Annotated in this window: 22 protein-coding genes; 6 read left to right on the top strand and 16 right to left on the bottom strand. The window is 60.8% G+C overall.

All coding sequences use genetic code 11. The annotated features are described in order from the left end of the window. Positions 1-245 precede the first annotated feature (245 nt). The 4 genes from QF043_RS19095 to QF043_RS19080 all read left to right on the top strand — a co-directional run bounded on the left by QF043_RS19095 (position 246) and on the right by QF043_RS19080 (position 2,557). Entirely contained in the window at positions 246-986 is a 741-nt protein-coding gene (locus QF043_RS19095) for an FKBP-type peptidyl-prolyl cis-trans isomerase (protein ID WP_017136377.1), read from the top strand. A gap of 312 nt (positions 987-1,298) precedes the next feature. Further along, positions 1,299-1,754 carry a YkvA family protein gene (locus QF043_RS19090; RefSeq protein ID WP_065931724.1) on the top strand — a complete coding sequence of 152 codons (456 nt, stop codon included), beginning with the start codon at positions 1,299-1,301 and terminating at the stop codon, positions 1,752-1,754. A 96-nt stretch (positions 1,755-1,850) separates the two neighbouring features. Beyond that, positions 1,851-2,189, top strand: a complete 339-nt coding sequence (locus QF043_RS19085) for a helix-turn-helix transcriptional regulator (protein WP_307419796.1) — start codon at positions 1,851-1,853, stop codon at positions 2,187-2,189. Beyond that, on the top strand, positions 2,186-2,557 hold the full coding sequence (locus QF043_RS19080; RefSeq protein WP_005786715.1) for a hypothetical protein: 372 nt from the start codon (positions 2,186-2,188) through the stop codon (positions 2,555-2,557). Before QF043_RS19085 ends, QF043_RS19080 begins: the two co-directional genes overlap by 4 nt. Here the strand turns inward: QF043_RS19080 and QF043_RS19075 are convergent. Beyond that, entirely contained in the window at positions 2,554-4,317 is a 1,764-nt protein-coding gene (locus tag QF043_RS19075; RefSeq protein ID WP_307419795.1) for a bifunctional diguanylate cyclase/phosphodiesterase, read from the bottom strand. The two genes, QF043_RS19080 and QF043_RS19075, sit on opposite strands and share 4 nt — an antisense overlap. Before the next feature lie 119 nt (positions 4,318-4,436). Beyond that, positions 4,437-6,551 carry a carboxy terminal-processing peptidase gene (locus QF043_RS19070; protein ID WP_307419794.1) on the bottom strand — a complete coding sequence of 705 codons (2,115 nt, stop codon included), beginning with the start codon at positions 6,549-6,551 and terminating at the stop codon, positions 4,437-4,439. A gap of 106 nt (positions 6,552-6,657) precedes the next feature. Between QF043_RS19070 and QF043_RS19065 the strand changes: the two genes are divergently transcribed. Continuing rightward, a complete protein-coding gene (locus QF043_RS19065) occupies positions 6,658-7,620 on the top strand; it encodes a zinc-binding dehydrogenase (protein WP_307419793.1) in 963 nt (320 codons plus the stop codon). A 137-nt stretch (positions 7,621-7,757) separates the two neighbouring features. On the opposite strand, the gene QF043_RS19060 is transcribed toward QF043_RS19065, so the two are convergent. From QF043_RS19060 to QF043_RS19035, 6 genes are all read right to left on the bottom strand, one after another. After that, entirely contained in the window at positions 7,758-8,411 is a 654-nt protein-coding gene (locus tag QF043_RS19060) for an HAD family phosphatase (protein ID WP_307419791.1), read from the bottom strand. Positions 8,412-8,441: 30 nt separating this feature from the next. Beyond that, positions 8,442-9,431 carry an ABC transporter ATP-binding protein gene (locus QF043_RS19055; protein WP_307419790.1) on the bottom strand — a complete coding sequence of 330 codons (990 nt, stop codon included), beginning with the start codon at positions 9,429-9,431 and terminating at the stop codon, positions 8,442-8,444. Next, positions 9,428-10,228 (bottom strand): ABC transporter permease, encoded by an 801-nt coding sequence (locus tag QF043_RS19050; RefSeq protein ID WP_056859665.1) that lies wholly within the window; start codon positions 10,226-10,228, stop codon positions 9,428-9,430. The genes QF043_RS19055 and QF043_RS19050 overlap by 4 nt, the downstream gene beginning before the upstream one ends. Continuing rightward, positions 10,215-11,078: an ABC transporter permease subunit gene (locus tag QF043_RS19045; RefSeq protein WP_178110818.1), complete on the bottom strand. Its 864-nt coding sequence runs from the start codon at positions 11,076-11,078 to the stop codon at positions 10,215-10,217. The genes QF043_RS19050 and QF043_RS19045 overlap by 14 nt, the downstream gene beginning before the upstream one ends. Beyond that, on the bottom strand, positions 11,057-11,863 hold the full coding sequence (locus QF043_RS19040) for an alkaline phosphatase family protein (RefSeq protein WP_307419789.1): 807 nt from the start codon (positions 11,861-11,863) through the stop codon (positions 11,057-11,059). Before QF043_RS19040 ends, QF043_RS19045 begins: the two co-directional genes overlap by 22 nt. Positions 11,864-12,066: 203 nt before the next feature. Beyond that, positions 12,067-13,134 carry an ABC transporter substrate-binding protein gene (locus QF043_RS19035; protein ID WP_056859668.1) on the bottom strand — a complete coding sequence of 356 codons (1,068 nt, stop codon included), beginning with the start codon at positions 13,132-13,134 and terminating at the stop codon, positions 12,067-12,069. Positions 13,135-13,485: 351 nt separating this feature from the next. Here QF043_RS19035 and QF043_RS19030 point away from each other — a divergent pair, with 351 nt between their 5' ends. Beyond that, positions 13,486-14,199 carry a UTRA domain-containing protein gene (locus tag QF043_RS19030; RefSeq protein ID WP_236373427.1) on the top strand — a complete coding sequence of 238 codons (714 nt, stop codon included), beginning with the start codon at positions 13,486-13,488 and terminating at the stop codon, positions 14,197-14,199. A gap of 123 nt (positions 14,200-14,322) precedes the next feature. Here the strand turns inward: QF043_RS19030 and QF043_RS19025 are convergent, their stop codons facing one another. From QF043_RS19025 to QF043_RS18990, 8 genes are read right to left on the bottom strand one after another with little or no spacing between them, the layout of a single operon-like run. Next, entirely contained in the window at positions 14,323-15,240 is a 918-nt protein-coding gene (locus QF043_RS19025) for a metal ABC transporter solute-binding protein, Zn/Mn family (protein ID WP_307419788.1), read from the bottom strand. Continuing rightward, entirely contained in the window at positions 15,240-16,139 is a 900-nt protein-coding gene (locus tag QF043_RS19020) for a metal ABC transporter permease (RefSeq protein ID WP_056859671.1), read from the bottom strand. The genes QF043_RS19025 and QF043_RS19020 overlap by 1 nt, the downstream gene beginning before the upstream one ends. Further along, entirely contained in the window at positions 16,139-16,882 is a 744-nt protein-coding gene (locus QF043_RS19015; RefSeq protein WP_307419787.1) for a metal ABC transporter ATP-binding protein, read from the bottom strand. Before QF043_RS19015 ends, QF043_RS19020 begins: the two co-directional genes overlap by 1 nt. Further along, complete coding sequence (locus QF043_RS19010; protein ID WP_307419786.1) at positions 16,879-17,799, bottom strand: metal ABC transporter substrate-binding protein; 921 nt, start codon at positions 17,797-17,799, stop codon at positions 16,879-16,881. The genes QF043_RS19015 and QF043_RS19010 overlap by 4 nt, the downstream gene beginning before the upstream one ends. Before the next feature lie 19 nt (positions 17,800-17,818). Further along, positions 17,819-18,379, bottom strand: a complete 561-nt coding sequence (locus QF043_RS19005; protein WP_307419784.1) for a DUF6162 family protein — start codon at positions 18,377-18,379, stop codon at positions 17,819-17,821. Further along, positions 18,376-18,699: a hypothetical protein gene (locus tag QF043_RS19000; RefSeq protein ID WP_099547881.1), complete on the bottom strand. Its 324-nt coding sequence runs from the start codon at positions 18,697-18,699 to the stop codon at positions 18,376-18,378. Before QF043_RS19000 ends, QF043_RS19005 begins: the two co-directional genes overlap by 4 nt. Then, entirely contained in the window at positions 18,696-19,235 is a 540-nt protein-coding gene (locus QF043_RS18995; RefSeq protein ID WP_307419783.1) for a thiamine pyrophosphate-binding protein, read from the bottom strand. Before QF043_RS18995 ends, QF043_RS19000 begins: the two co-directional genes overlap by 4 nt. Then, positions 19,235-20,434: a PepSY domain-containing protein gene (locus QF043_RS18990; protein ID WP_307419781.1), complete on the bottom strand. Its 1,200-nt coding sequence runs from the start codon at positions 20,432-20,434 to the stop codon at positions 19,235-19,237. Before QF043_RS18990 ends, QF043_RS18995 begins: the two co-directional genes overlap by 1 nt. Between the last annotated feature and the right edge of the window lie 241 nt (positions 20,435-20,675).

The raw sequence follows: 20,675 nt of genomic DNA, 5'->3' as shown, positions 1-20,675 counted from the left end.
GTCTCGGCCTTGTCGAGTTGTAGCGTTCTTATGCCATTGCATTACAGGTGCGGCAAGTGGCCAGCAGCCTGGTTGCGAATGGTCCCGCGATCCTTCGCGGCCCCCTATAATGAATGAAAATGCTTTTAAACACGTGAACTTATCAGAAGTTTCCTGCTCAGATGCCGGTAGCCATTGGTCGTGGCCGCCTGATAAGCTCGCGACTTTACTCGAATGCCCTTTTGGCGCACGAACAAGGAAATAGCATGAAACAGCATCGGTTGGCGGCGGCGGTGGCCCTGGTTAGCCTGGTACTTGCGGGTTGTGATTCGCAGACCAGCGTAGAGCTGAAAACCCCGGCGCAGAAAGCTTCCTACGGCATCGGCCTGAACATGGGCAAAAGCCTTGCTCAAGAAGGCATGGATGACCTGGACTCCAAAGCGGTAGCCCAAGGCATCGAAGATGCCGTCGGCAAGAAAGAACAGAAGCTCAAAGACGACGAGCTGGTTGAAGCGTTTGCCGCACTGCAAAAACGTGCTGAAGAACGCATGACCAAAATGAGCGAAGAGTCGGCAGCCGCCGGCAAGAAATTCCTCGAAGACAACGCCAAGAAAGACGGCGTAGTCACCACCGCTTCCGGTCTGCAGTACAAGATCGTGAAGAAGGCCGACGGCGCTCAGCCCAAGCCAACCGACGTAGTGACTGTTCACTACACCGGCAAGCTCACCAACGGCACCACCTTTGACAGCTCCGTAGATCGCGGCAGCCCGATTGACCTGCCGGTCAGCGGCGTGATCCCGGGTTGGGTCGAAGGCCTGCAACTGATGCACGTGGGCGAGAAGGTCGAGTTGTACATCCCGTCCGACCTGGCCTATGGCGCACAGAGCCCGAGCCCGGCGATTCCAGCCAACTCCGTGCTGGTTTTCGACCTGGAGCTGCTGGCCATCAAGGACCCAGCCAAGGCTGAAGCCCCTGACGCACCTGCGGCCCCAGCTGCCAAGAAGTAATCGGCACCTGAACACACAACGCCCCGTTTTTACGGGGCGTTGTTGTTTCTGGCGTTTGCAGATCTGCGCCTTTGCAAATCCAATCGAACATCCCCAACCTGTAACAGTCTGATATAAGACTCGAGCACGGGTAGCCGCACATCAATGCCAAGTCAATGAATTCTTGGGTTTTTTTTATGTGCGCAAAAAACGCCCGATCTGACTGCAAGCCTTGTAGCCCGTGGCTTTCAGCCGATAAAACAGGCTCTGTTCACAAGGTTATCCACAATTTGTGTGGATAACCTTTTATCTCGCCTGGAACTGGAGTGACCGATGAAACCACCCTTCAACTTCACCCGCTTCCTGCCCATGGCCGCACGCTTGCTCGGCCGTGGCCGGTTGCCAACCCTGCTGTTTGCCGTGGCCGCCAAAGGCTCAAGCCAGGGCAACCGGCTGGGTAAACTCAAGGATGATCTCAAATTGCTCCAGGCCTTGTGCCTGGCTTACTGGCGCGGTGAGTACCGGGCCATCAGCCCCAAGGCGCTGATCTCGGTAGTGGCGGGGCTGATGTACTTCCTCAGCCCGATTGATGCGATCCCGGACTTTATCCCGATGTTCGGCATGCTCGATGACATTGCCGTGCTGGCTTGGGTCATGAAGACCCTGGACGGCGAACTGAGCGCGTTTCGCGCCTGGCGCGACGCCCAGCGCCCGGAAAAACTCGCCGTGGTGGAGCGGCTGCCTGCGACGCCTGCGCTGCTGGCCGAGGAAAACCCGCAAAAAAACTGAACACGCTTATATCCCCCTGCGACCTTTGTGGCTGTTAGGATTACACTTCTAAGGAAAGAACTTACTTAGTAAGTGTTGTTATCCTACGGGGCAGTCATGGATATTCAGATAATTTCGCGCGATGGCGCACCCGAGTATGCGGTGTTGCCATGGGACCAGTACCAGGCGCTACTAAAAGCTGCCGGTCAGCAACAGCCTGTCGCCACTCCTTCTTCTATCGCCCAGGTCGCGCCCGATGAGGCCTTGCGCCCGCTCGCGGACCTGCGCGGCCTGCGTGAGGCCAAGGGCTTGGCCATTGAAAGCCTGGCCCGCACCGTGGGCATCAGCCCTTCGTACCTCGGATTGATTGAAAGTGGTGAACGCCAGCCGGATGCCGCCATCCGCCGCAGCCTGGCCTGGGAATTGGGCGTTACAGGTTGGAGGGATGAATCTTGAGTCTACGAATCAGTCGTCAACACTGGGATGGGTTGCTCAACGAACTGGACCAGGCCCGCCGGCAGCGCCATTTGCTCACCTACCGCGCGCTGCTGGAGCGCCTGCAATTTCCCACGCCGGCAATGCAAACCCTCGCCGCTGCCCTTGAGCACCTGGCGGCGCTGGACGCCAAGGCCGAGCAGCCGTTGCGCAGCTCGCTGGTGATCAGCCAGGGCGCCAGCCGCTTGCCGCGTACCGGTTTCTTTGAATGTGTGGAGCGCCTGGGGCGGTTCAGCGGGCCGTCCGACGGTGTGGCTGCTGCTTCGTGGCACGCTTCGGAAGTGGTGCGGGTGTTCGAGTACGAGTACCCGGAGTCCGCCGAGGCCTAAGCGTGCAGGCTGTCCATGCTGTCGATCACATGGATGCTGTAACCGGCAATGTCTTTGGCGTGGTGCTTGGCTTGCGAGGCCAGCTCCGCCAGCTGGCTGGCATCCAGGTGTGCACAGGCCTGTGGATATAAATGCACCACGCCGATCGACAACGACAGCAAGGCGAACTCCTGGCGCACGCCCTGGCGGTTCGACGCCACGAAGCAACCCGCGTCCAGGTGTTCGGCGCGGTAGAAACGTCGGCATTGGGTGTGGAAGTCATCCAGTAACTGGTTGAGCCGCTTGCGCCAATCCTGCGGGCCCAGCACCAGCAAAAAATCATCGCCGCCAATGTGCCCGACAAAGTCGCGGCTGGGGTCGACCCGATCGTTCAGGCACTGCGCCAGGCACAACAACACCTCATCCCCACGCCCGTAGCCGTAGATATCGTTGAACGGCTTGAAGCTGTCGATATCCACGTAGCAGATCACCGACTCGCGCTGTTGTTGCAGCAACCGCGTCAGGCACTGCTGAATCGGCACGTTGCCCGGCAGCAGCGTCAGCGGGTTGGCATAACGCGCCTGCTGGATCTTCAGCTCAGTGATCAACTTGAGCACATCGATCACCCGGCCCAGGCCCAGGTAGTCACCGTTGAGGGTGATGATGAAGTCTTCCTCGATCCGTTGCCGCGCACGGCTGGTGAGCAGGCGGCTGACCTGTTGCAGGGATTGGCTCAACTCCACCGCCAGGAAGTCATCGCTCATCAAGCGACTGATGGGTTTGCGTGCGAACAGGTCGGTGGCGAACGGCTTGAGCAGCGCATCCGACAGCGAATGCCGATGCACGATGCCGACCGGGTGACCGCGCCCATCCAGCACGGCCAGGGAGTTGAGGTTGGCCTGGCGGCGGAAGGATTCGAGCACCTGGGCGGTAGCGGTGTCCTGATCCACCGCCGGTTGTTCGTTGAGCAAGGCGCTGAGGTCGCTGCCTTCTTCGCTGAGGGTGATGTGGGTGTGGTCCTGCTTGGGCAGCATCAGGCGCGCTTCCCGGGGCGGTTGTTCCTGGGGGCGGCAAAGCAGGTAGCCCTGGACCAGGTCAACGCCCATTTCCGTCAACACCGCCAACTCCTCCGGCAGCTCGATACCTTCGGCAATCACCTGGGCGCGGGATGCCTTGGCGATTTGCAGGATAGAACCGACGAACTCGCGCTTGAGCGCATCCTGATGGATGCCGTCGATAAAGTGCCGGTCGATTTTCACGTAGTCCGGGCGCAGCTCCGACCACAGACGCAGGCTGGAATACCCGGCGCCCAAGTCATCCAGGGCGATGGCAAACCCCATGTCGCGGTAATGATGCAGCGCGGTTTGCAGCAGGTCGAAGTCGTCGGTGGGCGTTTGCTCGGTGAGTTCGATCACCACCTGGCTTGGCGGGATGCCGAAGTCGCGCAACAACTGCAAGGTGCGGCCCGGTTGATGCGCCGTCTCCATCAAGGACTCCGGCGAGATATTCAGGAACAGCTTGCCCGGCAGCTTTTGCTCGCTGAAGCGTCGGCAGGCACTTTCGCGGCACGCCATTTCCAGTTCGCTGAGGCGCCCGGCATGGCTGGCCACGCTGAACAGGGCGACGGGGGAGTGCAAGGGGCTGTTGGATGGGCCACGGCTGAGCGCTTCGTAGCCGAGGATACGCCGTTCGGACAGGCAAATGATCGGTTGGAACAGGCTGTGTAAACTGCCTTGAGCCAGGATTGAGCCCAATGCATTCAGCTGTTCGGTCATGGTCATGGCGATCTCGATCGAAAAAAAAGGACCGCAGGCTTAACGCCTGCGGTCCCTGTATTTCACGACAGAATGATGTCTATATGATGACACTCTGGGGAGCGTTCACATTAAATTGCCATCATTTACTGCTTGGCCACCTGCTTGCTGATTTTCAAGTAGTCCAGCAGCACCCGGCCTGTCTCGGACAGATAGGCATCGTCTTCCGGCTTGGTTTTTTCCGGCTCGGCCGGCAGCGCATCTTCATCTTCTTTCTTCAGCTCTTTGAGCGGGTCCTCGCCTTTGGCCTTGCGGCGGGCGTTTTCCAGCACGAGCTGCTGATTTTCGATGCTGGTGTGCTGCGCACGGCGATCGACTTCGTTGAGGCTGACGGTTTTTTCTTCCATCAGCTTCTTGGCCAGGGCCAGTTTGTCGCGGATAAACACAAACTCGGCATCCTTGGCTGAGCGGGTCTCGTGGTCAGCCTTCAACTGCGTCAGGTACGGCTTGAACGGGTCCGAAGCCGGCTTGATCGCAGGGCGGATGGTGTCCCACTGCATCGCCTCAGGCAGCGCGCTTTCGCCGATTTCCTTGGTGTCGATGATCGACGGGAAATCCACGTCCGGCAATACGCCCTGGTGCTGGGTGCTCTGCCCGGAAACCCGGTAGAACTTGGCAATGGTCAGCTTCAGTTCGCCATGGTTGAGCGGCTGAATGGTTTGCACGGTGCCTTTACCGAAGGTCTGGCCGCCGACGATCAGAGCGCGGTGGTAGTCCTGCATGGCACCGGCGAAAATCTCCGAAGCCGAGGCCGAAAGGCGGTTGACCAGCAACGCCATCGGGCCTTTGTAGAACGCGCCCGGGTTCTCGTCTTCCAGCACATCGACACGGCCGTCCGCGTTGCGAACCAGCACGGTCGGGCCTTTGTCGATAAACAGGCTGGTCAGCTCGGTGGCTTCCTGCAGGGAACCGCCGCCGTTGTTGCGCAGGTCGATGACCACGCCGTCGACTTTCTCTTTCTGCAGTTCGGTGAGGATTTTCTTCACGTCACGGGTGGTGGACTTGTAGTCCGGGTCACCGGCGCGGAACGCTTTGAAGTCCAGGTAGAACGCAGGAATCACCACGACGCCCAGTTTGTAGTCCTTGCCATCCTGCTTGAGGTTGAGGACTTGCTTCTGCACCGCCTGGTCTTCGAGTTTCACCGCTTCACGGGTGATGGACACGATCTTGCTGGTCTGGTCGTTCGGCGCATTGGTGTGCGGAATCACTTCCAGGCGCACCACGCTGCCTTTCGGCCCACGGATCAGCTTGACCACTTCGTCCAGGCGCCAGCCGACCACGTCGACCATCTCTTTGTCGCCCTGGGCGACGCCGATGATCTTGTCGGCCGGTGCAACCTGCTTGGTCTTGTCGGCCGGACCTGCCGGCACCAGACGCACGATCTTGACCTGGTCATTGTCGCTTTGCAGGACGGCACCGATGCCTTCCAGCGACAAACTCATGTTGATATCAAAATTTTCGGCGTTATCTGGCGACAGATAATTGGTGTGCGGGTCGTAGGACATCGCGAAGGTGTTGATGTAGGCCTGGAAGATATCTTCGGCGCGGGTCTGATCCAGACGTGCCAGCTGATTCTTGTAGCGCTTGGTCAACAGCTCTTGAATGGCCTTGGGCTCTTTGCCGGCGATCTTCAGGCGCAGCACTTCGTCCTTGACGCGTTTGCGCCACAGGTCGTCGAGAGCGGTGGTGCTGGTCAGCCAGGGCGCGTCCTTGCGATCCACCAGAAGGGTTTCCTTCTGGGTGAAGTCGAGCTTGTCGACGCCTTTGTTCAGTTCACCCAAGGCGAAGTCCAGACGCGCTTTGACGCGATCCAGGTAGCGCTTGTAGATGGTGAACGCAGGCTGCAGGTCGCCGCTCTTGAGGAAGTCGTCGAACTGGGTCTTCCACTTGTCGAACTCAGCGATATCGCTGGCCAGGAAGTAGCTGCGCGACGGGTCCAGCAGCTTGAGGTAGCTGTCGTAGATGATCACCGAGCGCGCGTCGTCCAGCGGCGGCTTGCTGTAGTGATGGCGCTTGAGCAACTCAACGACGTTAAGGCTGGCAATCACCTCATCGCGATCAGGCTGAAGATTGTCCCAGCTGTTGGCTGCGAACGTATTGGTCGACATCGACGCAAAGCCGAGACCAATGAAAAAAGCGAGGGCGGTACTGGGGAACAAATGCTTCATGCTGATTCGACGCGGGGGCAATTGATAACGCATATTAGGCCGTCTTTGAGGGAGCCGGTTCCATATGATCCGGTCGCATAATGCAAAAAAGCCCGGCGCTACAGCTACGGGCTCAGTCCAGACTCACTATGGAGGCACTGTGAAAGCATTGCAAGGCGTTGAAGGTCATGTGGAGTGGATGGAAGAACCCAGTCCTACCTGCGATGTAGGCCAAGTTCGCATTCGTGTGGCGGCTGCGGGCCTTAATCGCGCCGATTTATTACAACGTGCCGGGCTCTATCCGCCACCTCCAGGCGCCAGCCAAGTGCTGGGCCTGGAGTGTTCCGGGGTCATCAGCGAAGTGGGCGCGGGGTCTTCCTGGCAAGTCGGCGACCGCGTTTGCGCGCTGCTGGCCGGGGGCGGCATGGCCGAAGAAGTGGTGGTGGATGCCCGTCATGTGCTGCCCGTGCCGGAAGGCTTGTCGTTGACCGAAGCGGCGGCGTTGCCCGAGGTGTACAGCACTGCGTGGCTGAATCTGTTCCAGTTGGCGGGCCTCAAGCCCGGTGAAAAAGTCTTGCTGCATGCCGGCGCCAGCGGCGTGGGCTCGGCGGCGATCCAGCTGTGCAAGGCATTCGGCAGCCCGTGCTGGGTCAGCGTCGGCTCGGCAGAACGCCTGGCTTACTGCGAAGCACTCGGTGCCCAGGGCGGCGTGGTACGTACCGACGGCCTTGAAGGGCTGCGCGATTTCGGGCCGTTCGACGTGATCCTCGACCCGGTCGGCGGCAATTATGCGGCGATGGACCTGAAGCTGTTGGCCCTCGATGGGCGCTGGGTATTGATCGGCTTGATGGGCGGCCGGGATGCGCAACTGGACCTGGCACAGGTGCTGGGCAAGCGCATCCAGCTGCTGGGTTCGACCCTGCGCAGCCGCAGCGATCAGTTCAAGGCCGACCTGTTCAGCGACTTGAGCCAGCATGTGTGGCCGCTGTTTGTTGAGGGGCGCTTGAGCCCGCAACTGGCCAAAACCTTCCCGATCAAGGATGCCGAGGCGGCGTTTGCGGAGCTGGCGACCAACCGGATTTCCGGCAAGTTGGTGCTGGTGATAGACGAGAGCCTGACCTGATCTCAAGTAGAAATACAGCCACTGTGGGAGCTGGCTTGCCTGCGATAGCGGTGTATCAATGAAGAATGTTTCATCTGATGCACCGCTATCGCAGGCAAGCCAGCTCCCACAGTGGCTTGGGTTTTCAATTCAAACGGTCAAACCCAATGGTGAATCGGCCAGCCAGCCTTTTCAGCATGCTCGCGCAGCACAGGATCCGGGTTCACCACCTGCGGATGATCGACCTTCAGCAACAACGGCAAGTCATTGCGCGAATCCGAGTAAAAATACGCGCCTTCAAGGCTTTCACCTTCCTGCTCCAGCCATGCCAGCAACCGTGTGATCTTGCCTTCACGGTAAGTCAGTACCCCCACGGTCTTGCCGCTGTACACGCCATGACTGATCTCCAGATCAATCCCCAGCACTTCATCAATCCCGATACGTGCCGCAATCGGCGTGACCAGGTGCGTGCCCGAGGCAGAGATCACCAGGATCCGGTCACCTTTCGCGCGGTGACGGGCGATGGTCTTGGTGGCGTCGCTGTAGATTAGCGGCTCGATAACGTCCTCCACCCACGGCTCGACCAGATGCTCGATCTCCTCGGGCGTGCGCCCGATCATCGGCTCCAGGCTGAAGTCCATGAAGTCTTCCATGGCCAGCTCGCCACGGCTGTAGGCGGCCATGAGTTCGTCGTTCTGGCGCATGAACGACGCCGGGTCGACCCAGCCCAGGCGGCCCATCTGTTCGCTCCACAAGGTGGCGCAGTCGCCGTGGATCAAGGTGTCGTCCAGATCAAAAATTACCAATGCCATCGGTCACGCTCTCTCAAATCAATCGTTGTGTCAGGCTACTTCACACAACGCACTGGGGTCGATGGAAAGTGCCAGGCGCTGGCCATCCGGGTGCAGATCGTCGGCCGAGCGGTTGAGCACGTCCACCACCAATTCCACGCCACGCGCTTCGATGCGATAGCGGATCACGTTGCCCAACAAGCTATGGCTGCGTACCAGCGCGTCGAGCTCACCGCTGCGGCTCAGCTCGATGGCTTCCGGGCGAATCGCGATGCGCCCGCTGACAGGCCGTTGCAGCAACTGGCTGGCCTTGTCGGCGTCGAGCAGGTTGTAGTTGCCGATAAAACCGGCGGCAAATACATCCACGGGCGCAGTGTAAAGGGTCTCGGCATCGCCGCTTTGTACGATCTTGCCCTGGTTCATGAGGAAAATACGGTCTGACATGGTCAGCGCTTCTTCCTGGTCATGGGTCACGAAAATCGTGGTCAGGCCCAGCTCGCGCTGGATCTGGCGGATCTGTTCGCGCAGGTGCTTGCGAATCCGTGCATCCAGCGCCGACAGCGGTTCATCCAGCAGCAACAGGCGAGGGCGCGTCACCAGCGAGCGGGCGAGGGCCACACGCTGGCACTGGCCGCCGGACATCTGGTGCGGGTAGCGGCCGGCGAGGTCTTTGAGTTCCACCAGTTGCAGCACTTCCTGCACGCGCTTGTGGCTGTCGTCGGCATTGACCTTCTGCATGCGCAGGCCGAAGGCGACGTTCTGTTCCACGGTCATGTTGGGGAACAGCGCATAGCTCTGGAACACCATGCCGATGTGACGTTTTTGCGGGCTCAAGGGCACGATGTCCTGGCCATCCAGCAGGATCTTGCCGCTGTCCACCGAGGTCAACCCGGCGATGCACCGCAGCAGGGTCGACTTGCCGCAACCCGACGGGCCGAGCAGGGTGACGAATTCACCCTTGGCGATTTCGCAGTTGATGTCACTGAATACCGGCGTGCCGGTGTAGGCTTTTTGCAGGTGTTGGACGCTGACGAAGCTCATTGGCTTTTGTCCTTGTTCAAGATATTGGCGGCCCAGGTCAGCACCAGCACAAAGAAGAAATAGGAGATGACGATGGCACTGGTGAAGTGGCCGCTCGTGTTGCGCATGTTGTTCAAGTACACCTGCAGGGTTTCGTAGCGAGTGCCCACCAGGATGTTGGCGAACACGAACTCACCGAACAGGAACGAGAACGACAGCAGCAGCGCCACCATCAGGCCTTTGCGCAGGTTGGGCAGCACGACAAAAATCGCCGCCTGCCAGGTGCTGGCACCCAGCAACTGCGAGGCGTCCATCAGGTCGCGCAGGTTGATCGCTTGCAGGTTGTTGGTGATCGCGCGGTACATGAACGGCAAGGCCACGGTGAAGTAGCAGCCGATCAGGATCCACGGCGTGCCCACCATCGCAAATGGCCCGGAGCCGTAGAGTTGCAACAAGCCCACCGATGACACCACTGGCGGCACCGCGAAGGGCAGCAGGATCAAGATGTTCATCAGCGCGTCGAGCTTGGGAAAGTGGTAATGCACCACGAACAGCAGCGGCAGAATCAGCACCACCGACAACACCAGCGCACCCACGCACACCAGCAGTGACTGACCGAAGGCGGCCAGAAAGCGTGGGTCACTCCACAGCTGCACGTACCACTTCAGGGTAAACCCGGCGGGCAGGATGGTGGCCGACCAGCTGCTGGCAATGGAGTAGACAAAGGTGCCCACCAGCGGCAACACCAGGATCGCAAACAACAGGTACACCACTACCCGATGGTAGACGGAGGCCGAGCCGGCTTCAGCGCGAGACATGGTAGCTCCTCTTGAGCAGCAGTTGATGGACGACGGTGACCACCGTCATCAGGGCCACCAGCACCACGGCCAGGGCGCTGGCCATGTTCGGGTCCAGGGAGATGTCGCCGGAAACCATTGCCGCGATACGAATGGGCAGCACGTTGAAATTGCCGGTGGTCAATGCATACACCGTGGCATAGGCGCCGAGGGCGTTGGCCAGCAGGATCACGAAAGTGCCCAGCAGGGCCGGAGTGAGCACCGGCAGGCCGATGTGCCGCCAGAACTGCCAGCTGCTGGCGCCGAGCAACGAGGCCGATTCGCGCCAGTCTTCGCGCAAGGCATCGAAGGCCGGGTAGAGCAGCAGCACGCCCAGTGGAATCTGGAAGTAGGTGTACAGAATGATCAAGCCAGTCTTGGAGTACAGGTTGAAGTCCTGAATGATCCCCGCCTGCTTGAGCATGATCGTGATGCTGCCGTTAAAGCCCAGCAAAATGATGAAGGCGAAGGCCAGGGGCACGCCGGCAAAGTTGCTGGTCATGTTGGCGAAGGCCGTCACGAAGTTACGCAGTGGGCCATCCACGCGGCGCAACGAGTAGCTGCCGAGCACCGAGATGATGATCCCGAACACGCTGGAGTAGAAACTGATCTCCAGGCTGTACTGGATGGCTTGCAGGTAGAACTTCGAACTGAAGATCTTGGTGAAGTTGGCCAGGCCCCAGCCGAACTCTTCCGACTGCAGGCTGTTGATCATCACCCACAGCAGCGGGGCGATTTCAAACACGATAAAGAACAGCGCAAAGGGCACCAGGCATAGGATCGCCAGCCATTTGCCACGGGTTATGGCGTTCACTTCAGCAGCTCCCGGCATACAGGTTTGTCGTGGGGCACGCCGAGCAGTTCGCAGACGGTGCCGCACAGGTCGGTTTGCTTCGGGATGGCGCCAGGGTCGAAGGTGAAGGCCGAGCCCAGTACGAACAACGGCACTTCGCGTTCTTCCGGCAGCACACCGTTATGGGAACGGTCGTTGTTCATGCCGTGGTCGGCGGTCACCAGCACCTGGTAGCCAGCATTGAGCCAGCCTTGCAGGTAGTCGGCGAGGATGATGTCGGCCGAGCGTGCGCTGTTGCGGTATTGCGCGGTGTCCAGGCCGTGCTTGTGGCCGGCGTCATCAATGTTCATCGGGTGCACCACCAGGAAGTTCGGCGCGTGCTTGAGCCGCAGGCTTTCGGCATCTGCGAACAGGTGGGAGTCGGGGTAGTGGTCATTCCAGTAGAAATGCCCGTGCTGGATCGCCAGGGCCTGGTCGTCGGTATGACGATCACGCGCGGCATCAAAGGGCGTGCGGTTATACAACTCGCTGACCCAGTGGTAGGCCGCCGCCGCGGTGGTGAGACCCGCAGCGGTGGCGTAATGGAAAATGCTGCGCTGGTTGGACAAGCGTGAGACATGGTTGTGGACAATGCCGCTGTCGATCGGGGGCACGCCGGTGAGTATGCATTCATACAACGGCCGGGACAGGGCCGGCAGTTCACATTCCAGTTTGTAAAGCGCTGCGCGTCCTGCGCCGATATAGGCCTGGAGATGCCCCATGGCATGTCGGGCAACCTCGTAGTTCAGGCCGTCGAGCACCACAAGGATGACGTTGTGCTTCATAGGGGGAGACGCTCCGCGACGATAGGCTTGACTCAATTTCATTTGGGGAACGGGGTCAAAACTGTGGGAGCGGGCTTGCTCGCGAAAGCGGTGGATCAGTGAAATAAGTGTCGCCTGACACACCGCTTTCGCGAGCAAGCCCGCTCCCACACGAGCCCGCTCCCACATTGGATCTCCAGTGGAGATCCAATGTGTCTATAGCCTTACTGCATATTGATGATGACTTCTTCCTGCCACTTCTGCGGCAGTGCCTTGGAGGTTTTTTCCCACGCGTCGGCATCTTTGATCGGCGTGACTTTCTTGTACTGCTCGTTCGGGAGCAGCTTGGCCTGTACATCGGCCGGCAAGGTCAGGTGCTCGGCACGGATCGGACGTGCATTGCCGCGTGCCAGGTTGGTCTGGCCGGCGTCGCTGAAGATGTACTCGCGGGTCAGCTTGGCGGCGTTCGGGTGCTTGGCGTATTTGTTGATGATGGTGGTGTAGCCGGAAATCACTGAGCCGTCCGACGGGATCAGCACCACGTAGTCATCCGGGTTAGCCATCTTGGCTTTGTAGCTCAGGCCGTTGAAGTCCCAGACCACGCCCACTTCTACTTCGCCTTTTTCCATGGTGGCGATGGTCGGGTTCGCCAGCGACAGGCGACCTTGCTTGGCGATCTCGGCAAACATCAGCAGCGCAGGCTGGATGTTTTTCTCGTCGCCACCGTTGGCCAGGGCGGCAGCCAGCACGCCATTGGCGGCTTGGGCGGCAGTGCTCACATCACCAATAGAGACTTTGTATTTACCGGTTTTCAGGTCAGCCCAGCTTTTTGGGGCTTCAGAGCCGTGCAGCAGTTTTTTGTTGACGATAAAGGCGATGGTGCCGGTGTAGGCCAGGGCCCAGTTGCCGTCTTTATCTTTGGCCCAATCCGGCACTTGTGCCCAAGTGGTCGGTTTGTACGGCTGTGCCACGCCCTGTTTCACCGCAATCGGGCCGAAGGCGGCGCCGACGTCACCGATATCGGCGCTGGCGTTGTCTTTTTCGGCGGCGAACTTGGCGATTTCCTGGGCCGAGCTCATGTCGGTGTCGATGTGCTTGAGGCCATAGGTCTTGGCCAGGTCGTCCCAGGTGCCTTTCCAGTTGGCCCAGTCATCGGGCATGCCGACGCTGTTGACGGCGCCTTCCGATTTCGCGGCGGCTTCGAGCGTTTTTAGATCGGTATCAGCAGCCATGGCGGCGGTGCACATGGCAATGGTCGAGCCTAACAGTGATGCCAGGAAAAGCTGTTTCATCCGAAGCTCCTTTGGGCGTTTTCAACGCTGCGTTTTTACGAACGATTGCGATGGTGTTGGTCTAGGTCAGCAATACCTGAGCCAATTTAGGCTCGGTGGATGACAGTTTCATGTCGATGTCGTTTTTAAAGCGTTTATGTCGCTGACTTCAGACTCAGCGTAGACCATGCCCAAGTGCCCGCAGACCCTGGACTTGGCCGATGTATTGCAGGGTGTGGAGTGAAGCGGAGGCACGGACTGTCATCTGTCGGTCATCTGTAATGCCTAGGCTGGCAGGTAACGGCAGACGCCCGAATACAGCACGGTTTATGCACCTGAACGGTGCTGGTCTAGTCCAGATAGGTAACGTTGATGCGTGATGAGGCAATCAAGGCGGTGACATCCATCGGCCTGGCACTGCAAGAGCAGATCGTCCACGGGCTGTTGCCGCCTGCGAGTAAATTGCCTGCCGAGCGCAAACTCAGCGAGTTGTTTGGTACCACCCGCATTACCGTGCGGGAAGCCTTGTTACAACTGGAGGCCCAGGGCCAGATCTATCGCGAGGAACGACGTGGCTGGTTCGTCTCGCCGCCGCGCCTGGCTTATAACCTGATGCAACGCAGCCACTTTCACGCGATGGTCAGTGAACAAGGGCGCGTAGCTTCGACCGAAGTGATTTCGGCGCGGCTGCAACCGGCGTCGGCGGCGGTGTGTGCGTGGTTGCAGTTGCCGGCGCTGTCGAGCGTGATCCAGATCTGCCGGGGCCGGCGAATCGATGGGCGCTTGGTGCTGTATGTGGAGCACTATTTGAACCCGCAGTATTTCCCGGGGATTCTGGCGTGCGACCTGAACCAGTCGATGACCGAGTTGTATGCGCGCAAGTACGACCTGCATTACGGCCGCGTGCGTTTCGAGATTGTGCCGACTTCACTGCCGGTGGAGGCCGCCGCCGCATTGCGTGTGTCGGTGGGCAGCCCCGGCTTGCGGATCGCCCGGGTTAACTATGACCAGCATGAGCGCCTGATCGACTGCGACCTGGAGTTCTGGCGCCATGATGCGATTCATGTGGGTGTGGATGTGGTTTGACTGGCAGATATTCAACAGATGCACCACGAGCTAAATGTGGGAGCTGGCTTGCCTGCGATGGCATCACCGCGAGCTGGCAGTGATACCGAGTTGCCCGCATCGCAGGCAAGCCAGCTCCCACATTCAGGGCATCAGCGCCTTGATCACCTGATCCACATTGCCTTCCAGCTCCGCCACCGGGTCCGGCCCGTCGACATTCAACACTAACAGTTGCGCACCGCTCGCCGTCACCGCCGTTTTAACGGCCTCACTCGGTTGGCGGTGATGCAGCACCACGGCCACGTCGTTGCTCTTCAAGTCGGCAGTGAGTGTGTGCAAGGCCTCTGGCGTCCACTCCGCATCCGGCCGGGCATCGGTGCTGAGCACTTCCAGGTTCAAGCTGCTGACCAGATAAGCAAAGTGATCACTCAAGCTGACCACACTCAGGTTGTCCGCTTTGGCCAGTCTTGCTTCGCTGTCGGCGCTGAGTTTGAGCAGGCGCTGTTTGAGCGCTGCGAGGTTGGCGTCGATTTTGGGTTTGGCCGTGGGCGCCAGGCGGCTCAGGTCGGCCGCCATCACATCGGCCATGCGCCCCATGTTGTTGCTCGACTGCCATGGCTGGCTGTTCAGGCCGTCGGCGCTGCCGGGTTGCACGGCGATACCCGGCAACCCGCCGTCCACCGGGCGCGCGGCGTCCACTTCGACGATACGGATATTGCTGCGTCGCGCCACCGGGTAGAGCGGGTCATCCGCCCACAGCGAGCGCAGGCCGATAGCCGCGTCGGCGTCCTGGGCCAAACTGCCCAAGGCCGGCGCACCCCGGCCGGTGAAGTAGGACACCTGTCGCGAACCGGGCAGGCTGGCCGGTGCTGCGCGCTCAAGCTGTACATCGGTGCCTTTGAGCAGCACCTCGGCCAGGCCGTAGGTGATGGGCAGCGAGGCCAGCACTTTCACCGGTTTGGCAGCGTGAACCGCCGGTTTTGCGGCTTCGGCGGCCATCAACGGCGCAGTGAACAAACAGGCAATGGCCAGGGCCAGCGGATGAAAAAAAACAGAGCGCATTATCCAAGATTCCCTTTGAGGCTGGGCACGGTGCCGCGCGCGATGGCGGCAAAGGCGAAGGCGATACCGGCCACCAGAATGATCGCGGCACCGGACGGGATGGGCAGGTCGAAGATGATCGGCAGCAGAATGCCGCACAGCGTGCTGAGCGTGGCGATCACCACCGAGACCCAGAAAAAACCCTTCAGCGACTGGCTCAACAGGCGCGCTGCCGCCGCCGGAATCACCAGCAGGGCGCCGACCAAAATAGCGCCGATCACCTTGACCGCCGCCACCGTTATCAAGGTCACCAGGATCACGAACAGGTAATCCAGGGTTTTGACGGCCACGCCACGCACAGCAGCCAATTGCGGGTTGAAGCTGGCCAGCATGATGCGGTTGTACAGCGGCAGCGCCAGGGCCATCACCAGTGAGCCGACGACCGCCAACACCAGCAGGTCATTGCCGTTCACCGTCAGCACCGAGCCGAACAACACGTTTTCCAGAATGTGCACGTTGATCTTGCCCGCCAGAATCAACAGCAGGCTCGCGCCCAACGCCAGCGACACCGAGAGGAACACACCGATCAGGGTGTCTGGCGCCAAACCGGTGCGGTTACGCAGGTAATTGAGCAGGATGCCGAACAACAGGCAGTAGCCGAACAGGCTGCCGTAAGGCCCGGTATAGGGTTCGCCGAGCAGGATGCCCACGGCCACGCCGGTCAACGCGGCATGCCCGACGGCTTCAGAGAAGAACGCAAAGCGCTTGACCACCACCAGCGTGCCCAGGCCGCCCAGCACCGGGCCGATCAGCAAACCGGCGAGCAAGGCGTTGACCACAAACCCATAGGCCAGTGCTTCCGGCAGGTACCCGGATGAAGCCCAGCCCTGGACCATCAAACGAAAGGCTTCATAACTCATCACGCCGGGCTCCGAGGGTGGGTGGAAAACAGGCTCAGCAGGCGGTCCGGGGTCAGCGCTTCCTTCGGCGTGGCGTCGAACAGCACGCGGCGGTTCAGGCCGGTAACGCGATCGGCCAGGCGGCCCACGGCTTCCAGGTCATGCTCGATCCACAGCACGGTAATCCCGGCCAGGCGCCAGTCATTGAGCAGTCGTTCGAACACCTGGATACCGGCTTCATCGAGTGCCGACATCGGTTCATCCAGCACCAGCAGCTGTGGCGCCGGGATCAGCCCTTGGGCCAACAGCACGCGCTGACGCTCACCGCCGGACAACGCGCCCATGCGGCGCTTGCGTTTGTCCTGCATGCCGACCCGTTCCAGCGCCTCGCCAATCGCGGCGGCGTAATGCCGGGACAGGCCCAGAAATGCCGGGCGCCGCTGGCACATGGCGGCCATGAAGTCGTCGACGGTCATCGGCAGGCCCCGATCGAATTCCAGCGCCTGGGGCACATAGCCGACCGTGCCTGGCGTGTTCGGCCAGTGCAGGCGCAATTGGCCCTGGTGCGGGGTCTGCCCCAGCAAGGTCTTGATCAGCGAGCTTTTGCCGCCGCCGTTCGGGCCGACCAAGGCGTGGATGCTGCCCGGTTCGACCTGGAAGCTCACCGCATCGAGAATCACCGTGCGGCCCAAGGTCAGGGAGACCGTGTCGAACTCAAGGGTCGGGCCAATGCTGGCGACCTTCAATGGCTGCGCCGCCGTCATGCCCCCGACTCCTGAATCGCCCGCACCACGGTGTTGAGGTTGCCGGTCATTTCCACTTCGTATTTCTCTGGCGTGTATTCGCCGTAGGAAATATGCGACAGCGGGTACAGCTTCACCCCGGATTCACGTTGGATGGTCTCGACGTAGGTAGACGGGAAATCCATCTCCGAGAAAATCACCTTCACATCCAGTGCGCGCAGTTCATCGATGGTCTTTTTCAACTGGCTGGGGCTGGGCTCGATGCCATGGGCGGGCTCGACCACGGCGGTGACTTCCAGGCCAAATTCGCGCAGCAGGTAGTCGTAGGCCGCGTGCACGGTAGCGACGCGCAGGTCGGGGTTCGGTGCGCTGGTCAGTTTCGCCAGGGCATCGGCGCGCATCTGGCGCAGGCGCTTGCCGTAGGCGCGGGCGTTTTGGGTGTAGGTCTTGGCATTGTCCGGGTCGAGCTTGCCCAGTTCGCGGGCAATGTTATTGACCTGGGCAATCGACGCACTGATCGACAGGAAGGTATGCGGGTTGACCACCTTGCCCGCACCGCGCGCGGCATTGCCGGTGGCAGCCAGCAGCGGCACGTTGGCGTTGGCTTCGATCACCGGGATGTCCGGGTGCTCGCTGGTGGCGATCATGCGGTCGGCAAAATCATCATGGCCGACACCGTTAAGCACGATCACGTCCAGGGTGCCGATGCGCTTGATGTCTTCGGCGCGCGGTTCGTAGGCGTGGGGGTTGAAGCCGGCCGGAATCAGCGGCACCACCTCGGCCTTGTCGCCGACGATATTGGCCACGTAGCTGTAATACGGGTGCAGGGTGATGCCGATGCGCAGGCGCTTGGCCGCCTCGGCACTGGCGAGCGGGGCGAGCATCAGGCTGAACAGGCCAACCAGCAACAGGCGTAACAGGGGCGATGAGATAGACATGGGCACTCGGTCTTCTGGTTCAGTGACGGTGCTGGCGGGTCACGCCGGCATCGAATTGCGTGACCACCTGGCGCCAGCCGGCGGCGATCAGCGCCGCGTCGGTGAGGTCGGCAGGGGCGGCGAGGTTGGCCTGGCGGTTGAGCCACACATCCGGCTCGGCGCCTTGCACGCGCATCAGCACTGAACCGCTGGTGCTCGGCGCTTGGCTCAAACCCAGGTAGGCCGCAGGCTCAAGCAGCTGCCAGTGATGGTCGCCACGGCTGATCGAACTGGCGTCCTGGGCAAACGGCGCGAAGCCCTCTTCGGCCAGTTGCGCGGGCGTCGGCAGGGCGTTCTGCTCCTGCTGCAACAGCTGGATTTCATCCAGGGTTACGCGCAGGTCGGCGTAGATGCCTTGCTCGGCAGCGCTCAGGTCGCGGCGCGCGTCCAACTGGTGGCTGGGCACGGCGACGACCTCCTGGGTTTCACCGTGCAGCGCCACCACGGAGCCAGCCACCGCAAGGATGATCAGGCACAGCAGCAACACGTAGAGGGTTTCATGGCCGGCCCCGGCGGGGCGTACAACCTGTGTGGTGCTCATTGAGGCTGGATATCCGCTTGGTCGATTTCCACCACGTGGCCAGGGCCTGCATCAAACAGCACATAGAACTCGGCCGAGGGCTTTTTGAAGGTCAGGGTCGAGTCCTGGCCAAGCTTGCCCGGCAGCAGGATGGTTTCGTCGTAGCCGATCACGTCCAGGGTCACGCCTGGCGCGCCGCTGCCGTCGGAAAAACCGCCGGTGCACTGGATTTGCTCGCCGGGGATTTCCTTGCACTCGCACATCGGGTTATGGGCCAGGGCGACGCCACTGAAGCCGGCGCAGAGTAATAAAGCGGCGCGAGTCAGGCGCATTAACGTCATGGTTTAACTCCTTGCTTGTTCAGCCAGGCAATGGTGGCAGGCGAGGCCTGGCTCAGCGGGATGGAACCCTGGTGCATGGAGCCGTCCCAGCCTTCCATGGTCACCCAGACTTCGGCATCGACGGGGGTGCGCTCCGGCACCGGCAGCACTGCACCCATGCGGTACGGCGTGCCGAAGAAAATCACCCCGGCCGCGCGCAGGCTGCGCGGTTTGCCGATACGCAGGTAAGTGGCCTTGACCTGCTCGGCGCAGGTGGCGCACAGGGCGGCGTTGAAAAATTTCATCGGGCCGGCCGGGTCCGGGCGCGGGCCTTCGTTGCGAAACTCTGCCAGGGTCAGGCTCCACGGCCCCACCTGCACTTCGCCGGCCACCCGCTCGCCAATGCCGCTGTCACCACGAAACAACGCGGCGTCGGCAAAGTACTTGGGCATGAACCCCAGGGGCACCAGCAATAGCAGGACATTGATGTGGAAGCGCCATTTGAGCCAAAAGGCCCGCAGCGGCGAAGGCGGGGTGGTGGTCGCGAGTCTGCTCATCAGTTGGCCTCCGAGGTTTCAGCCGGCCTGGCCGTGGCGGCGGCCGGTGCGCGTTGCGTCTTGGCCTCGCGCTTGAAGGCGTTAAGGGTGGCCAGCGCGGTGCGTTTGGTCCAGATCAGCAGACCGCTCAACACCATCATGCTCATGATCAGGCCGAAGAAGGCCCAGATCAGCTTGACCCACAGGCCGCCAAAGTCGCCGGTGTGCAGCGGTCGCATGGATTCGGTGACGAACTCCAGTGTCGAGCGGTCGGACAGCAGGTGCGACACGGCAATTTCACCGTCATACGGGTTGAGCTGCGCCGTCTGGAACATCAACGGATACCAGCCGCGCCCGCCGATCTGCAGGTGGCTATAAGCGTTGCTGGGCAGGAAAACAAAACTGGCCTCAAGCCCTGGGATGCGCTGCGTGGCGATTTCAATGGCCCGATCGATCGGGATCATCGGTGCCGGTACACCCGGCGCCGACACAGGCACTTTTTCCCGCGCAATCACGGGCACGATGGGCTCACTGGAGATGGAGATCTGGTTGTCACCCAGAATTGCCCGGATCAGGAACCAGATGCCGGTGATGGAAATCACCGCGATAAACCAGATCGACCAGATACCGCTCAAACGGTGGAAGTCGCCCCAGAAGATCCGCGCGCCATGGCGGATGCGCAGGGTCGGGCGCACAAACCCCTTCCAGAACCGCTTGTACACCACCAGCCCGGTGACCAGCGATGCCAGCAGCGGTATGCCAAGTGCCGACACCAGGTACCAGCCCCAGCTGTAGCCATTGGTAAACGGCACCAGCCACCAACCGTGCAACGCGCGGGTAAATTGCTGGAAGTTGAAGGCCGGGCTAATGCCCTGGATTACACCGGTATACGGGTTGACGTAGACCTCCACGGAGCGCCCATCGGGATAACTGAGGTCGACACTCAGCGCGAAGTGCGACTCGTCCGGGCGGATGATCGACTGCACGATCGCCTGGGGTTCGTTGCGCTTGATGGCACCGATGACCTGGTCGTAACTCAGCCGTTCGGCATCGTCCGACGGCTTGCTGGCGCGGATGTCCGGGTTGGCCAGCCAGACGATTTCCTGGCTGACCACCGCCAGGGTGCCGGTGACGCAGACGATCAGTACAAAAAACCAGATGGGCAACGCCAGCCAGCTATGAACCAGAAACCAGAGTTTTGAGCGTGACTTCTTCGACATGTGGATGCGGGTCTTGATCGGAGGAGGGCGAAGGAGGCCCGGAAAAGGCCGGTCGTAGCTTTTGCTGACGCGACGGGCTGTATCTAAGTTAAGACGGATGAGAATGAGAAATCCCTAAGCGGGATATGAAAGAAAATGTTTCAGAGTTGCCGGATTGAACACGAAACATGTTCCCAGCCATCACCCAGGTGCCATTGATGGGGCCGGGGGGCTGCGTAGGATGGGCTCATACCGGTGAGCG

This window comes from Pseudomonas sp. W3I7, assembly GCF_030816095.1.
Classification (GTDB): Bacteria; Pseudomonadota; Gammaproteobacteria; order Pseudomonadales; family Pseudomonadaceae; genus Aquipseudomonas; species Aquipseudomonas salomonii.
The sequence above is the reverse complement of the archived record's forward strand: the minus strand, read 5'-3'. Positions and strand labels throughout refer to the sequence as shown.

Bases quoted from the DNA above. Each gene is read 5' to 3' on its own strand.
- QF043_RS19005 (WP_307419784.1), bottom strand. From the start codon at position 18,379: ATGAGCACCACACAGGTTGTACGCCCCGCCGGGGCCGGCCATGAAACC.
- QF043_RS19015 (WP_307419787.1), bottom strand. From the start codon at position 16,882: ATGACGGCGGCGCAGCCATTGAAGGTCGCCAGCATTGGCCCGACCCTT.
- QF043_RS18990 (WP_307419781.1), bottom strand. From the start codon at position 20,434: ATGTCGAAGAAGTCACGCTCAAAACTCTGGTTTCTGGTTCATAGCTGG.
- QF043_RS19020 (WP_056859671.1), bottom strand. From the start codon at position 16,139: ATGAGTTATGAAGCCTTTCGTTTGATGGTCCAGGGCTGGGCTTCATCC.
- QF043_RS19085 (WP_307419796.1), top strand. From the start codon at position 1,851: ATGGATATTCAGATAATTTCGCGCGATGGCGCACCCGAGTATGCGGTG.
- QF043_RS19035 (WP_056859668.1), bottom strand. From the start codon at position 13,134: ATGAAACAGCTTTTCCTGGCATCACTGTTAGGCTCGACCATTGCCATG.
- QF043_RS19000 (WP_099547881.1), bottom strand. From the start codon at position 18,699: ATGACGTTAATGCGCCTGACTCGCGCCGCTTTATTACTCTGCGCCGGC.
- QF043_RS19030 (WP_236373427.1), top strand. From the start codon at position 13,486: ATGCGTGATGAGGCAATCAAGGCGGTGACATCCATCGGCCTGGCACTG.
- QF043_RS19055 (WP_307419790.1), bottom strand. From the start codon at position 9,431: ATGAGCTTCGTCAGCGTCCAACACCTGCAAAAAGCCTACACCGGCACG.
- QF043_RS19040 (WP_307419789.1), bottom strand. From the start codon at position 11,863: ATGAAGCACAACGTCATCCTTGTGGTGCTCGACGGCCTGAACTACGAG.
- QF043_RS19045 (WP_178110818.1), bottom strand. From the start codon at position 11,078: ATGCCGGGAGCTGCTGAAGTGAACGCCATAACCCGTGGCAAATGGCTG.
- QF043_RS19025 (WP_307419788.1), bottom strand. From the start codon at position 15,240: ATGCGCTCTGTTTTTTTTCATCCGCTGGCCCTGGCCATTGCCTGTTTG.
- QF043_RS19060 (WP_307419791.1), bottom strand. From the start codon at position 8,411: ATGGCATTGGTAATTTTTGATCTGGACGACACCTTGATCCACGGCGAC.
- QF043_RS19070 (WP_307419794.1), bottom strand. From the start codon at position 6,551: ATGCGTTATCAATTGCCCCCGCGTCGAATCAGCATGAAGCATTTGTTC.
- QF043_RS18995 (WP_307419783.1), bottom strand. From the start codon at position 19,235: ATGAGCAGACTCGCGACCACCACCCCGCCTTCGCCGCTGCGGGCCTTT.
- QF043_RS19095 (WP_017136377.1), top strand. From the start codon at position 246: ATGAAACAGCATCGGTTGGCGGCGGCGGTGGCCCTGGTTAGCCTGGTA.
- QF043_RS19090 (WP_065931724.1), top strand. From the start codon at position 1,299: ATGAAACCACCCTTCAACTTCACCCGCTTCCTGCCCATGGCCGCACGC.
- QF043_RS19075 (WP_307419795.1), bottom strand. From the start codon at position 4,317: ATGACCATGACCGAACAGCTGAATGCATTGGGCTCAATCCTGGCTCAA.
- QF043_RS19010 (WP_307419786.1), bottom strand. From the start codon at position 17,799: ATGTCTATCTCATCGCCCCTGTTACGCCTGTTGCTGGTTGGCCTGTTC.
- QF043_RS19050 (WP_056859665.1), bottom strand. From the start codon at position 10,228: ATGTCTCGCGCTGAAGCCGGCTCGGCCTCCGTCTACCATCGGGTAGTG.